General features: G+C 43.8%; 12 protein-coding genes. 3 read left to right on the forward strand and 9 right to left on the reverse strand.

All coding sequences use genetic code 11. The features are described 5' to 3' along the window. Window positions 1-676: 676 nt before the first annotated feature. The 5 genes from glmS to VME0621_RS04670 form a co-directional block, all read right to left on the reverse strand. Complete coding sequence (glmS, locus tag VME0621_RS04650; protein ID WP_062456160.1) at window positions 677-2,509, reverse strand: glutamine--fructose-6-phosphate transaminase (isomerizing); 1,833 nt, start codon at window positions 2,507-2,509, stop codon at window positions 677-679. Between the two features lie 73 nt (window positions 2,510-2,582). Continuing rightward, window positions 2,583-3,350, reverse strand: coding sequence for a DeoR/GlpR family DNA-binding transcription regulator (locus VME0621_RS04655; RefSeq protein ID WP_038227436.1), 768 nt, complete (start codon window positions 3,348-3,350; stop codon window positions 2,583-2,585). Window positions 3,351-3,618: 268 nt separating this feature from the next. Next, window positions 3,619-4,152 (reverse strand): MltR family transcriptional regulator, encoded by a 534-nt coding sequence (locus tag VME0621_RS04660; protein WP_088879014.1) that lies wholly within the window; start codon window positions 4,150-4,152, stop codon window positions 3,619-3,621. 50 nt (window positions 4,153-4,202) lie between these two features. Continuing rightward, the gene (locus VME0621_RS04665) at window positions 4,203-5,351 is read right to left on the reverse strand and encodes a mannitol-1-phosphate 5-dehydrogenase (protein ID WP_038227437.1); all 1,149 of its coding nucleotides are present in this window, start codon (window positions 5,349-5,351) and stop codon (window positions 4,203-4,205) included. 131 nt (window positions 5,352-5,482) lie between these two features. Next, the gene (locus VME0621_RS04670; protein WP_062456561.1) at window positions 5,483-7,375 is read right to left on the reverse strand and encodes a PTS mannitol transporter subunit IICBA; all 1,893 of its coding nucleotides are present in this window, start codon (window positions 7,373-7,375) and stop codon (window positions 5,483-5,485) included. 471 nt (window positions 7,376-7,846) lie between these two features. Here VME0621_RS04670 and VME0621_RS04675 point away from each other — a divergent pair, with 471 nt between their 5' ends. After that, window positions 7,847-8,503: an HAD family hydrolase gene (locus VME0621_RS04675; RefSeq protein ID WP_031493809.1), complete on the forward strand. Its 657-nt coding sequence runs from the start codon at window positions 7,847-7,849 to the stop codon at window positions 8,501-8,503. 50 nt (window positions 8,504-8,553) lie between these two features. On the opposite strand, the gene VME0621_RS04680 is transcribed toward VME0621_RS04675, so the two are convergent. Together VME0621_RS04680 and VME0621_RS04685 are read right to left on the reverse strand one after the other, a co-directional pair. Further along, entirely contained in the window at window positions 8,554-9,576 is a 1,023-nt protein-coding gene (locus tag VME0621_RS04680; RefSeq protein WP_062456164.1) for an MBL fold metallo-hydrolase, read from the reverse strand. Between the two features lie 201 nt (window positions 9,577-9,777). Then, window positions 9,778-10,656, reverse strand: a complete 879-nt coding sequence (locus VME0621_RS04685) for an NAD(P)-dependent oxidoreductase (protein WP_006070339.1) — start codon at window positions 10,654-10,656, stop codon at window positions 9,778-9,780. 262 nt (window positions 10,657-10,918) lie between these two features. Here VME0621_RS04685 and VME0621_RS04690 point away from each other — a divergent pair, with 262 nt between their 5' ends. After that, window positions 10,919-11,413: an SRPBCC domain-containing protein gene (locus tag VME0621_RS04690; RefSeq protein ID WP_231892906.1), complete on the forward strand. Its 495-nt coding sequence runs from the start codon at window positions 10,919-10,921 to the stop codon at window positions 11,411-11,413. A gap of 25 nt (window positions 11,414-11,438) precedes the next feature. Here the strand turns inward: VME0621_RS04690 and VME0621_RS04695 are convergent, their stop codons facing one another. Then, window positions 11,439-12,323, reverse strand: coding sequence for a LysR family transcriptional regulator (locus VME0621_RS04695; RefSeq protein ID WP_062456166.1), 885 nt, complete (start codon window positions 12,321-12,323; stop codon window positions 11,439-11,441). Window positions 12,324-12,343: 20 nt separating this feature from the next. Beyond that, the gene (locus tag VME0621_RS04700; protein WP_062456168.1) at window positions 12,344-12,829 is read right to left on the reverse strand and encodes a GNAT family N-acetyltransferase; all 486 of its coding nucleotides are present in this window, start codon (window positions 12,827-12,829) and stop codon (window positions 12,344-12,346) included. A 225-nt stretch (window positions 12,830-13,054) separates the two neighbouring features. Between VME0621_RS04700 and VME0621_RS04705 the strand changes: the two genes are divergently transcribed. Further along, window positions 13,055-13,930: a DMT family transporter gene (locus VME0621_RS04705; protein WP_062456171.1), complete on the forward strand. Its 876-nt coding sequence runs from the start codon at window positions 13,055-13,057 to the stop codon at window positions 13,928-13,930. Window positions 13,931-14,005: the final 75 nt, after the last annotated feature.

The following is a 14,005-nucleotide window of genomic DNA, read 5'->3' on the forward strand; positions in this document are numbered from 1 at the left end:
CCTCTGTTTATACGGAGGCTTTTATTTTGAGGACATAACAATTAATTTTATTAAGATACAAAAAAGATAGAAACTTTTCTCCTAAACAGGGCTGATTACTACCTGATGTAACAGCCAAAAAGTGACAACAAAGATCGAAACTTTGACTCCATCATCGTTGCTATCCAAACAGATTGTGACAACAAAGTTTGAAACTCACTTTTGGAAAGAAATGCTCTACACCCCTTCATTTCTAACATGCCCCCTATAGCCCTCATCCTCACGAAAGTGAGGACCTCCTACCGCGTGTAGGTGACTGAAAATTGGCGACTAAGTCACGTAATTCGGCTGCGGGACGCGCTGAATGAGATCCCCTTTTTCAAGGGGATGACTGTAATTTTTTGGGATGCTTTGAACACGGAAAGGGGCAAAAATAAGCTAGCCTCGTCACTCAGTTTGCGGAGTGGACCATGTGATTCAGCGGGGGCTGTCAGTAGATTCCTGCCTTCGCAGGAATGACCGGATTTGGATTTAGGTTATTGACACGAAAAGGGGCAAAACCTTCTCAGGGAAGAAGGCAAACTACGACAAAAAGCATCGAAAAGTTTCGCACTTTATTGTCGTAGTTCTAATCATTATTGTCGAGTTTCGATCTTTATTGTCCACCGACAGCTCTTTGTCGATCTTTTAATTGCTCTTACTCAACCGTTACCGCTTTCGCTAAGTTACGTGGCTGGTCCACATCAGTACCTTTGATTAATGCAACATGGTAAGACAGTAGCTGCATTGGTACGGTGTAGTAGATTGGTGCGATGATGTCATCAACGTGTGGCATTTGGATGATCTTCATGTTCTCATCACCTTCAAAGCCTGCTTTCTCATCAGCAAATACATACAGTAGACCGCCACGCGCACGTACTTCTTCAATGTTCGATTTCAGCTTCTCTAGAAGGTCGTTAGTTGGCGCAACAACTACCACTGGCATGTCTGCATCAATAAGTGCTAGAGGACCATGTTTCAGTTCACCTGCTGCATAAGCTTCTGCGTGAATGTATGAGATCTCTTTGAGTTTCAGCGACGCTTCCATAGCAATTGGGTAGTACTCACCACGGCCAAGGAATAGTGTGTGATGCTTATCTGCAAAGTCAGTTGCTAATGCCTCGATTTCTTTGTCGAACGCTAACGCTTTTTCAATGTTTGCAGGAAGTTCATGTAGAGATTTTACGATTTCAGCTTCGCGTTCTTCAGTCATACGACCTTGCAAACGAGCGATAGACACTACCATCATTAACATTGCTGCTAGTTGAGTCGTAAAGGCTTTCGTCGATGCCACACCAATCTCAGTCCCTGCACGAGTCATAAAGGCAAAGTCTGACTCACGAACCAACGATGAACCAGCAACGTTACAGATAGTCATTGCCGACATGTAGCCTTTTTCTTTCGCTAAACGAAGAGCAGCCAAAGTATCAGCCGTCTCACCAGACTGAGACAATGTCACTAACAAGCTGTTTGGACGAACCACAAAATCACGGTAGCGGAACTCAGAAGCGATTTCGACATCACAGCTTACGCCTGCGATCGACTCAAACCAATAGCGAGCTGCCATACCTGAGTTATAAGACGTACCACAAGCGATGATTTGAACGTGGTCGACCTTCTTAAGAATATCTACCGCGTTAACACCAATTGCTTCAGTGACTACCGCTTTGTCGGTAATACGACCTTCCATAGTGTTGATCAACGCACGAGGCTGCTCGAAGATCTCTTTTTGCATAAAGTGACGGTATTGACCTTTGTCGCCAGCATCATGTTCCGCATTAGACTCAGTGATTTCACGCTCAACTGGGTTGCCGTCTACATCGATAACAGTAACCTCGCGACGAGTAATTTCTGCCACATCGCCTTCTTCAAGATACATAAAACGGCGTGTCACACTTAATAGCGCCAATTGATCTGAAGCCAAGAAATTCTCACCAACGCCAAAACCAATAACGATTGGACTGCCAGAGCGAGCTGCAACAATACGACTTGGGTCTTTACGGTCAACCACAACCGTACCGTACGCACCGTCAAGTTGAGCCGCCGTTTTTTGCAGCGCTTCCACTAGGGTTGCAGAAGTACGCAGTTCCCATTCAACTAAGTGTGCGATAACTTCCGTATCGGTTTGAGATTGGAATACATAGCCACGCCCTTGAAGCGTTGCACGTAGCTCTTCATGGTTCTCAATGATGCCATTGTGAACCACAGCGATATCACCAGATACGTGTGGGTGAGCGTTCGCTTCTGACGGCTCGCCGTGTGTTGCCCAGCGAGTATGAGCAATACCCGTACCACCAGTCACATCTTGAGAGTCAACCGCATCCGCGAGCTCTTGAACTTTACCTAAACGACGAACGCGTTTCAGTTCTGAATTTGCATCAACAACGGCTACACCCGCTGAATCATATCCACGGTACTCCAGACGGCGTAAACCCTCTACCAAAATTTCCGCTACGTCTCGTTGTGCTACCGCACCTACGATTCCACACATATCAATTCTCCGTTTCTCATTTCTGTCTCCCTCTCTGAGTGCAAGCAAATCAATAATGGAGGGAGTAATTTTGTTAAGCGCAAATCACCTTTACGCCGTTCGATTCGATTTGAGCTTTCTGCTCGTTAGTTAAGCCTTTATCAGTAACGACGACGTCAATGGCATCCCACGCTAATTCTAGATTAGGAATTTTTCGGCCTATTTTCTCGGATTCAATCATCACCACGACTTCGCGTGCGACTTCTGCCATAACATTGCTAAGACCGATCAGCTCATTAAATGTGGTGGTGCCGCGCGCTAAATCGACACCATCGGCACCGATAAATAACTGGTCAAAGTCGTAAGAACGAAGTACCGACTCGGCAACCTTCCCTTGGAATGATTCTGAATGACTATCCCAAGTACCGCCTGTCATTAATAGCGTTGGTTCATTTTCCAAGTCATTGATGGCATTCGCCAATGACAGTGAATTTGTCATTACCACCAAACCTTTCTTACTACCAAGCCTTGAAACCAAAGCGCCTGTTGTGCTGCCACAATCAATAACAATTCGATAATGATCATTGATTAAACCAACTGCGGCCTCTGCGATGCTTTCTTTCGAGGCGGACGTCAAACTCGACTCATTAAGCACTTCATCTACGGCTTCTTGGGGCAGCGCTACAGCACCACCATAGCGTCTTAGTAACTGGCCGTTCTTTTCTAAAGAAGTAAGATCTTTACGAATCGTCACTTCAGAGGTATCGAATAGAGCGGATAGCTCTTCTACGCTCACCTCTCCACGCTCTTTAACAAGCTGAGCAATGGAATGACGTCTGACTTGAGTATTTCGTTTTCGCACTTTAATTTCGATTCAAAACTTAACTGGTAGCAAAATTATTTCACAACGTAAGTTATCACGCAAGAAATCCGCTGTATTAAATCTAAGACCGAGTTTATTTGATGAAAAAACACACAATAAAGTTTCGTTTCGAAAGTTAATATCACAAGAATGGATAGAATTGTGCGAAAAAAGCCGAGGAGAAATTGAGAATAATAAAGAAGAAAAGAAGGAGAGACAGAAACGAAATATAACTTCGGCACAGGATAGTGCCGAAGTTCATCACTATTTAAACCAGCGGGTTATCTCGACACAGTGTTTCAACCAGCTCGGTAATCGCCAAAATAATGGTGGATTTAACGCGTTGATAGTGGCGCTCTAAGAACATTTCCAACATCACTGCGTCTAGGCCATCTGTCATGCTTTCATCGTATTCGATCGGCATCATTTTTTGGATAGCACTGATTTTGTTCAACTCAAACAACACGTCTCTTTCGGTAAAGCTCACATCGTTCTCTTGATGTTTGGTCCATTCGCGCAGTGTTACGAAGATATCGATATCATCGAATACTTCCTTAGAGATAACACCTAGACCTAAAAGTAGCTTAGCCCGAACAAGAATATCCCCCAGCGGACCATCGTTGGTCAGGAGAGGATCCACCACGTACTTCACTGCATAGTCGTCTTTATGAAAAATACTATTGATCAACGTATCTAACGTGTCATCAATCGCATCATAAGCCGCCATAAGGCACTCACTCGCGTCTTTCGCTTCAGACAGCGCCTCTAAAAGTTCAGTTTCATTAGGTGGGTGCAGTGGCATAACATCTCTTAATACAAAGGGTGCCACTTGCGTGGCACCAACAGCTTGAATCATTTGAGCGCTAGATACGCTTCGTGCGCTAGTGTAACAACTTCTGAATCAACATTCAGCTCTGAATAATGAGCGAGTGTTTTAGCAAAGCCTTGTTCAGCAAACATAGCTTGAAGTTCTACTGCTTGTGGGTCATCGTCATTCTTATAAAGAAACGCAGCCGCAATACCTTTGATTAGATGAGAGTTAGGTAAACCGTATTCAATCGTACCGTTGAGTGGTTTGATCAAACGATCTTGTGGGCTTAACTTACGAATTGGTTGACGACCAACACGATCTACTTCATCACGTAGGTATGGGTTGGCAAAACGGTTAAGTATTTTTTGAATGTACGCCGCGTGTGCTTCTGCATCAAAGCCGTAACGACGAATTAATACTTCACCACTTTCCTGCATAGCTGCTTGAACATCTGCAAAGATCGCAGGGTCTTCAATAGAATCTTTAATTGTCTCATGGCCTGCAAGCACACCCAAGTAAGCCGTTATTAGGTGGCCAGTATTCAATGTAAACAGCTTACGCTCTACGAACGCCATTAGGTTGTCCGTGCATTCCATGCCTTTAATAGCAGGAATGTCGCCAACAAACTGAGTTTCATCAACAATCCACTCGCTGAACGTTTCTACCGTTACTGCCAGAGGATCGGTTTCGCCTTCCTCAGCAGGAGGAACGATACGGTCTACCGCAGAATCTACAAAGCCAATGTGCTCTTGAGCAAACGCTTTAGCATCATCTGATAAATGCTCAAACACCATCTCTTTGAGCTGGCTAGTGCCGCGAACCATGTTCTCACATGCAATGATATTAAGAGGTGCAGTATTGCCACTTTCTAGGCGCTTTTCGATACCTTGAGCAACAGATTTAGAGATGATTTTTAAAACCGTAGGGCCAACTGCAGTTGTTACCATATCAACAGTCGCAATGAGCTCAATGATGTCTGCGCTCGTTGAGTTTACGGCAGTCACATTGTTAACTTGCTCTACAACACAATCTTCGCCAACGATTTTTACTGGGTAGGATTGACGTTCGATTAGGGCATTAACCACTGTTTCGTTTACATCGGCAAATGTTACGTGAATACCCGCATCTGCCAATAGTTTACCAATAAAGCCACGACCGATATTACCTGCGCCAAAATGTAGTGCTTTCATAAGACGTCTTCCTAAATAACTCATTAAAAAAAGAAAAAAACAAAATCAAAAATGAGACCAACAGGGGGAGCGTTGGTCTCGTTTCACTTAGGAGCTATGACTTAAAGCCATGGTGATCATCACCATTTATGCTACTTACCACTTAGGATGCGAAGTACATCCTCAACGTCAGTGGTAGACTTCAAACATTCAACAGCTTCGTCGTCATCAAGTGAATTCGTAATCGCTGTGATAACTTGAATATGTTCATCACCTTGAGCTGCGATACCAATGACCATCTTCGCAACATCATCTTCGTCCTCACCCCATTGAACACCTTCAGGGAATTGGCAGAACACGATACCGGTTTTGTTGACGAACTGTTTTGCTTCAATAGTGCCGTGAGGTACTGCAATCGACTCACCAAGGTACGTAGAAACCAACTCTTCACGAGCCAACATGCCTTCAACATATTGCGGTTCTACATAACCAAGTTTTACGAGTTGCTCACCAGCAAACTTGATAACTTCTTCTTTGGTTTTTGCTTCCATACCTAAGAAGATATTTTCATTTGAAAGCTTAAGCGTTCCTTCTTCGCTTGAGCTAGTGTCTGCTGGTGCTTCAGGCTTTTTTGGCTCAGCACCCGCTTGTTGTGCATTCACAAGGTCAGAAACCAGACCATCATATAAAGCACCATCTAGGAAGTTGCTTAGAGAAATGTGATGTGAGTTTGCAGCATGTGTACGTGCACGGTCAGTCAGATCTTTATGAGTAATGACGATGTCAGCATCATCCGGTAAGCTGTTGATCGCTAAGTTAGTGACTGAAATATCTAAGTTAGCAGCATCTACCTTCTTACGAAGCATGCTTGCGCCCATCGCACTTGAACCCATACCCGCATCACACGCTACGATGATTTTGCGAACTTTTGCTAGGTCTGGCGCTGCACCAGTTTGACCTTTTGAAGACGCTTTCATGCTTGCCATTTGGCTTGCTGCTTTTTCTAGAGACTCTTCTTCGTCATCTTGTTTAGATGTTTTCATTAGTAGCGATGCGATGAAGAATGTCACTGTTGCTGATGCAATTACAGATAGAATCACGCCAACAAATGAAGACTTAGGAGTCATCAGAAGTACAGCAAAAATTGAACCTGGAGACGCTGGAGATACTAGGCCCGCGTCGAACATCGTTAATGTGAACACACCTGTCATACCACCAGCAATTACTGCGATAATCAGACGTGGGTTCATTAGCACGTATGGGAAATAGATTTCGTGGATACCACCAAAGAAGTGGATGATCGCCGCACCTGGTGCTGACTCTTTAGCATTACCGCGTCCAAAGAACATGTAAGCAAGTAGTAGACCTAGACCTGGACCTGGGTTCGCTTCAATCAGGAAGAAGATTGATTGACCCATTTCTTCGGCTTGTTGGATACCAAGTGGCGAGAAGATACCGTGGTTGATCGCGTTGTTTAGGAACAGGATCTTCGCAGGTTCAACAAAGATAGAGGTTAGAGGCAGAAGACCTGCGTTAACCATTACGCCTACACCCGCAGCAAGGGCAGTAGAGAGTACCTTAACTGCTGGGCCAATAACTAGGAAAGCAAGGATGGCACAAAGCATACCAACGATACCAGCCGAGAAGTTGTTAACCAACATCTCAAAGCCACTCTTAACTTTACCTTCAACTGCTTGGTCAAACTTCTTAATCGCTAGACCGCCAAGTGGACCTACAATCATTGCACCCATAAACATTGGAATGTCTGTACCAACAATCACACCCATTGTTGTGATAGCACCAACAACCGCACCTCGGTCGCCAGCAACCATTTTACCGCCGGTATAACCAATCAATAGCGGTAAAAGGTAAGTAATCATCGGACCGACCATCGAACCCAAAGTTTCGTTTGGAATCCATCCGGTTGGAATAAATAGTGCCGTAATCAAACCCCAAGCGATGAATGCGCCAATGTTTGGCATCACCATGTTGGAGAGGAAACGACCAAAGTTCTGTACTTTGATTTTCGCTTCAGGAGATAGCATAAGGTCATCCTCGTTATCAGAAAAAGTAGTCCCTTTGGACCAAAAGTTGTTATTCAAAAGTCCATTAAAAAGTAACACAAGATTTCCAAAAGTCAGCATGACGGCATTTTTGTGATCCAAATCACCACACAAAAACCACAAACAACAATAACAAGTGATGTAGATCACGTAATTTCAGCGTTGATAAATTACACAGCAACTTTATTGATAATGAATCTCATTTATTGTTGATCGGCATCACATTTATTAGCCCGTGACACATAAAATAATTAGAGACTCAAGTCACACTTTGATTAAATTACCACTCAGAATGCTCATCTAACCCTACTTAAAGCCGACCAATATAGCTCAACAAATAGTCGAAAATCGCCATAATGTAATTTTATTACAAATATGTTTTTTGACTTTCATTTAATCTCTGACAAAGTAGCGCTATAAAAACAAAACGTGAAACCTAAGAGGATTACCTAAATGATCTCCGCACTTTTATTTGATATGGACGGATTGATATTCGATACGGAAACGGTCTACAAAAAGAGTTGGCAATACGCGGCTACCCAGATGGGGTATGAATTAACCGACGACTACTATCAAGGTTTTATTGGCGTGCAAGACCCTGACTGTGAACGAATGTTGTGTGAGCACTTTGGTGAAGGATTTGACTTAGCCGCATACAAGGTCATTCGCGACCAACATTTTCATGAAACAAGAGAACAAGGAATAGACTACAAACATGGGTTCCACCAGCTTTTCAAAACGGCTAAGGAACTCAATCTTATCACTGCACTCGTCACCTCCTCCCATTTGCCTGAAGTAAAACATAACTTTCAAAACTCAGACTACCTTGAGCAATTCGATACCATAATTACCGCAGAAGATGTACAAAATGGTAAACCTAGGCCAGATTGCTACATCATGGCATGCCAACGCCTTAACCTGATTCCAAGTGAATGCTTGGTACTGGAAGATTCGAATAATGGCATGCGCGCAGGAAAAGATGCTGGATGCCAGGCAGCGATGATTCCAGACATAACACCACCCCAAAAAGACATCGCTGAAATAGCTGACTATTTATTCGAGTCATTGGAACAGGTCACCGACCTCATTCGTAGCCAAACGAGTTCTTAAACAACGTCGGTGATTACGCAAACCAATGGTGTCAACCTAGATACCATTGGTTAATCCCACCAAACCTGTTGATTCTCAGTTACACTCAACTCCGATATGAGTACCTTTTCTCCAATTTTTGGACATACGACATTAACATTGCGTTCACTAGCTTCGTGAACTAGGCGTTTTAACGGCTCATTCCAAGCATGGAAAGAGAGGTCGAACGTGCTGTTATGAATGGGCAACATGACACTCCCTTTTACATCGATATGCGCTTGAACACTTTGCTCTGGAAACATGTGAATACCGGCCCACCTATCATCATAAGCCCCCGTTTCCATCAACGTTAAATCAAAGGGACCATAACGTTCACCAATATCGCGAAAACCACTGAAATAACCAGAGTCACCACTAAAGTAAATATTTGATTCACTACCCTGTATCACCCAGCTTCCCCACAACGACAAATCACGCTCTTTGTAGGAACGACCAGAGAAATGTTGAGTTGGAGTGAAAACAAACGTCAATGTCCCAATTCTCTCCGACTGCCACCAATCCAATTCTTGGATTTTATTTCGCGCCACCCCCCAGCTAAGTAAATAGTGTCCGACACGCTTCGGTACAAGAAATTGATCAACTCGTTCATGAAGTTGTTTAATGGTTTGTTTATCAAGGTGATCATAATGATCATGACTGATTAAACAGATATCAATGCGAGGAAGATCTTCTAAAGAGATAGGTAAGGGGTGAAAACGCTTAGGACCAACCCAAGACAAAGGCGATGCTCTGTCGCTGAATACAGGATCAGTGAGCAACACTTTACCGTCTATTTTCATTAACACCGCAGAGTGTCCTAAGCGAAATACACAATCGCCTGTATCTGACTCAATGCTTTCACGTCTAATCGTTTCAACCGGAATGCTAGGAACCTGAGAGTAGATTAGCTTATCCACATTTAAATATGAACGCAGTGTCGCTAGCGTATCTTTGAAAGAGGGATTGTAGATGAGTTCGGTATTGGTGAATGGTTGAAGCTTAGCTTTGCGGGTAAATGGCAGCGCTTTTACACTGCGAGATAACAACACTGGCATACATGACTTTCCTTGTAGCTGATTATGTTCATTCAGTGTTGCCTGCCAAAATGACATCGAGATGCAAAATACACGAACATTATATGTCGTTAAATTGACCAAACTGAAACAATTGCTAGAAGTGGAGTCTGTATTATTTCCCAAGTAAAAATGACAAAGCCCCGCTTGATAGCGGGGCTCAATTAACTTAGCAACAAACCGTTACTTCTTAAGTTGAGTAAAGTAGTCGAAGATTACTGGCACGTCGTTTTGAGCTAGACCTGCGTCAACCGCTGCTTGTAGGCTCTTAGAAGTCCCTTCAGCAATCAAAGACTCAGTACCTAGGTCAGATACCATTTCTAGGAAGTAGCCTAGATCTTTGTTTGCATTAGCAATAGAGAAACCCAATTTCTCTTCGCCGTCTACGGCGTAGAACTTACAGAACTGCATAAATGGAGAATTAGATGGGCCTGCTGACATAATGTCGAATAGCTGTTGGCCATCAACACCGGCTAGTTTCGCAACAGCGAATGCCTGCGACATCGTTGCTACAGTGGTCATACCCATAAAGTTATTCACTAGCTTAGTCACGTGACCTGAGCCTAACGCACCAAGGTGGAATACGTTTTCGCCTTGTTCATCAAGAACAGGCTTTACCTTATTAAACGTGTCAATATCACCGGCAGCCATGATGTTTAGTAAACCATCTTTCGCGTGAGCAGGAGTACGACCCAGTGGCGCATCGATCATACCAGCGCCGCGAGCTGCAAGCTCTTCGCCAATCTTGCGAGTGGAAGCAGGGATAGAGGTACCAAAGTCGATAAGTGTTGAACCTTCTTTAATACCAGCTAGGATGCCTTCGTCACCATAAACGACTTTCTCTACTACTGCAGAAGTGGTTAGACACAGCATTACAATGTCGCTGTTTTCAGCCAGCTCTTTTGCCGTTGTTGCTTCTTTAGCGCCACGAGCTACACAAGCAGCAACAGCGTCTTTGTTTAGGTCCATTACGTTTAGCTCGTAACCACGGTTTTGAAGGTTCTCAACCATGTTACCGCCCATAAGGCCTAGGCCGATGAAACCAATGACTGGTTTTGTCATGTGTGACTCCTAAAATACTATTGTATGACTATTTGAGTTAATCATATATGCTCTGTTTGGGTTAAGCAATCAATCTCCGGTGAGATTTTGTGATCAATGCTAGATAATGAGATCTAACACTCGAAAATTGAGCATATAATCATACAAAAGCAGTTTTTCATTACGTTCTGATAACAGAATCTTTATGAAGACTCCGTTCAACGTTAACCAATTTCTATGACGGCCTGTATATCGTGACTATAGTTAACAAAGGCTCATTAACATGGGAAAACAGATAGGCATGAGCGAGTTAACAGAGATTCATTGGCCTGACTATTACCATCCTAAAAACTCATCCGTACACGTTAAGGAAGAGATTGTCGTACCTTCAGAATGTGAACGGATATGGGCTTGTATCGTTCAAGCGCCTTGTTGGCCTAATTGGCATCATAGAAAAACTGCGGTTCAGATAACAAAAGGTGACACGCGTGAGCTTCACAAAGGAACGATGTTCAACTGGATCACCAAGACCATGAGCTTTGAATGTACGGTAGTGGAATATATCCCTCACGAGCGTATTGCCTGGAAAGGGAAATGTGGAGGCGTTGATATGTACCACGCTTGGCTATTAAGTCCTTGCGACAACGGTTGCCGCATTGTCACTGAATCAACTCAGCGAGGTGGACTCCGTTGGCTAACCGGTAGATTCGTGACCAAACAAGTGGCGGCTCATCACCAACAATGGTTGCATCTACTATGTGAGCAAGCAAAAGGATAACCAAATCACAGAAGACACGCAGCGTCTACAACAGCGAAAACACTGTGTCGCGTAACCAACGGTGTGCCACATCATTTTGCCATTTAGCATGCCACAGTAAGTAGTAACTGTGTGATGGCAATAAAAATGGCAGTGGTTGAATGTCAAAGTCCGCTTTGTCTGGCAGTCTATCTACCAGATACTTAGGCAAGGTTACCAATAAGTCACTTTCTCGAACAACGTCAAGAGCTTCGCGAGCGCTCGACAACGTCAACGCAACGTTTCTTTTCACCGATAAGTTAGCAAAAAACTCGTTCACCTCAAGATCAATATTCGCCACCAAATGCAGTAAGACATGCCGAGACTCAAGATATCGCTCAAGACAAAGCGTCTGTTGAGACTTGTGGTGCTCTTTAGACCTAACAACAACATAGTCGTTGTCAGCAATGCGCTTCCCATAGATGTTGTTCGGGATCCGGTGTGCTGGGGTGATCAGTATATCGACATCCTCCGTGGACAACTCATCAATATCCCGATGTTGCCACAATTCCATACTGAAGGAGGCATTCGGCGCTTGACTCATCAACGCCAAACTCAAGTCTTTTACCAGCGATAATGAACTAAAACTTGAATACGCTATTCGATAGATGCGCTTTATTTCACTGGGCTCAATCGAACTGTCTGAATATAAGCCTTCAATGGCGCCAAGAACATGAGGTAGCGCTCGTTTAAGCGACTCCCCACGCGCCGTGAGCACAAATGTTTTTCCCTCTCGAATTAACAGAGGGTCAGAAAACTCCGCTCTTAGTTGAGTGAGATTTCTACTCATCGCCGACTGAGTTACTCGCAACCGTTCTGCAGCTTCAGTGAGGCTACGTGTTTCAAGTAGAGCTTGCAGTGGTCGCAATAACTTGTAGTTGTGTCCTATCATCCGTAACGCGATTTCCTTTTTTACGGTAGAGACTTAAGCATCCAAACATCGCAACCGTTATGCAGCGTACCTTCATAGGGTGCATTTAAATGTGTGAAACCAAAGTTCTCGTACAATCTCACTGCTGCCGACATGGAAGTGAGTGTGTCCAAGTAGCAAGATGCGTAGCCTTGTTCGGTCGCGAACGCTAAACATTGCTGCACTAACTCCTTACCTAATCCAAGCCCGCGAGTTTCAGGTAGTAAGAAAAGTTTCTTTAGCTCGCATACGTCTTGATGCTCACCAAATGGTGCTAATCCGCAACCTCCAACTACCTTGCCATCCACTAACGCAACAAGATACAAACTGCGATTTGCTTCACTGTAGTTTTCGCTCATTGCTAACACTTCCGGGTCCGAAGGACCAAACCCTTCGCCCACTGCGCCAAACTCGGCTCCCACGGACTGAATCACAGCACACAACGCCTCATCGTACTTTGGCATTGCACTTACTATTTCGACTTTCATAATGTTCTCTACTTCTATTAAATGTCCTTTCACTGTATGCCGCTTAAAAGGCCAATAAAAGTGATATTTAGTTTAGTTAATCATGATAAAAAGTGATAGTTATACGATTAAGCAGAGTAACTCTGATTAGATGGAAGTGAAAAACATAATATATAAGTTATTGGTTATTCCGTGAAAGGAGTCTGACCGTTAGGATAATGACTGGTTATAACTGATTGAAGCCCGATGAACAAAAACTTCCCTTTGGCGCTCACTGCCATGACGGCATTTGCGCTTAACTCTCTATTCTGTCGATTCGCTTTGGGAACCGAGGTCATCGATCCAGTAGGGTTTACTTTAATTCGCTTAGTCAGTGGAGCCGTCACCTTGCTTGCCCTTAGCTATCTATTGGACGACCAACGACAAAACCAAAGTTCACCCAAGCTCAGTCAATGTCAATCACTCTCCCTAGGCTTGTCACTTTTTGGCTATGCATTACTATTTTCTTTTGCTTACATCACGCTTGATACTGGGACTGGCGCCTTAATCTTGTTTGGCACCGTACAATTGGCACTGATCGCTTATCACCGAATCAGTGGACATCAAATATCCAAGTTAGAGATGGTGGGTATTACCATCGCGTTAACCGGTTTTGCTTCATTACTATTGCCGTCCGCATCTCAACCTTCTGTTGTCGGCACTGTGTTGATGGTCTTATCTGGGGTTTGCTGGAGTATCTTCACAGTATTAGGGAAAAGCGTCCCATCTCCTATCTTAGCCACTAAACAAGGTTTTCTCGTGGCCAGTGGATTCATGATTCTCTATTTTATTTTGAGCCTATTTGTTAGTTCAGAATCGATTCTATTTAATGCGTCTGGCGTTCTTTACGCCGCTTTATCGGGTTCACTCGCCTCTGCTGTGGGTTACTTTTTATGGTACTCACTGCTTCCGAAGATCGATGTGCTTGATGCGTCATTACTGCAACTAACAGTCCCTGTTATTGCTATGGTTCTTGGTTGGCTATTTATCGGTGAAACCGTGTCTGCCATGTCACTCCTATCAACCTTTCTTATATTGGGCGGAATAGGTTTAGTGTCTTGGTTTAAGTTGCAACGTAAATAGAAAATACAGATAGGATACAAAACGTTAATTGGTATCTACCTTAAAGTTGAACTAAGTTAGTAGCATTAAAATAGT

The sequence above is a fragment of the Vibrio mediterranei genome, assembly GCF_900088415.1.
Lineage (GTDB): Bacteria > Pseudomonadota > Gammaproteobacteria > Enterobacterales > Vibrionaceae > Vibrio > Vibrio mediterranei.

Coding starts and splice junctions, on each gene's coding strand:
- glmS (WP_062456160.1), bottom strand. CDS start 2,509: ATGTGTGGAATCGTAGGTGCGGTAGCACAACGAGACGTAGCGGAAATT.
- VME0621_RS04660 (WP_088879014.1), bottom strand. CDS start 4,152: ATGCCACTGCACCCACCTAATGAAACTGAACTTTTAGAGGCGCTGTCT.
- VME0621_RS04665 (WP_038227437.1), bottom strand. CDS start 5,351: ATGAAAGCACTACATTTTGGCGCAGGTAATATCGGTCGTGGCTTTATT.
- VME0621_RS04670 (WP_062456561.1), bottom strand. CDS start 7,375: ATGCTATCTCCTGAAGCGAAAATCAAAGTACAGAACTTTGGTCGTTTC.
- VME0621_RS04675 (WP_031493809.1), top strand. CDS start 7,847: ATGATCTCCGCACTTTTATTTGATATGGACGGATTGATATTCGATACG.
- VME0621_RS04680 (WP_062456164.1), bottom strand. CDS start 9,576: ATGCCAGTGTTGTTATCTCGCAGTGTAAAAGCGCTGCCATTTACCCGC.
- VME0621_RS04685 (WP_006070339.1), bottom strand. CDS start 10,656: ATGACAAAACCAGTCATTGGTTTCATCGGCCTAGGCCTTATGGGCGGT.
- VME0621_RS04690 (WP_231892906.1), top strand. CDS start 10,919: ATGGGAAAACAGATAGGCATGAGCGAGTTAACAGAGATTCATTGGCCT.
- VME0621_RS04695 (WP_062456166.1), bottom strand. CDS start 12,323: ATGATAGGACACAACTACAAGTTATTGCGACCACTGCAAGCTCTACTT.
- VME0621_RS04700 (WP_062456168.1), bottom strand. CDS start 12,829: ATGAAAGTCGAAATAGTAAGTGCAATGCCAAAGTACGATGAGGCGTTG.
- VME0621_RS04705 (WP_062456171.1), top strand. CDS start 13,055: ATGAACAAAAACTTCCCTTTGGCGCTCACTGCCATGACGGCATTTGCG.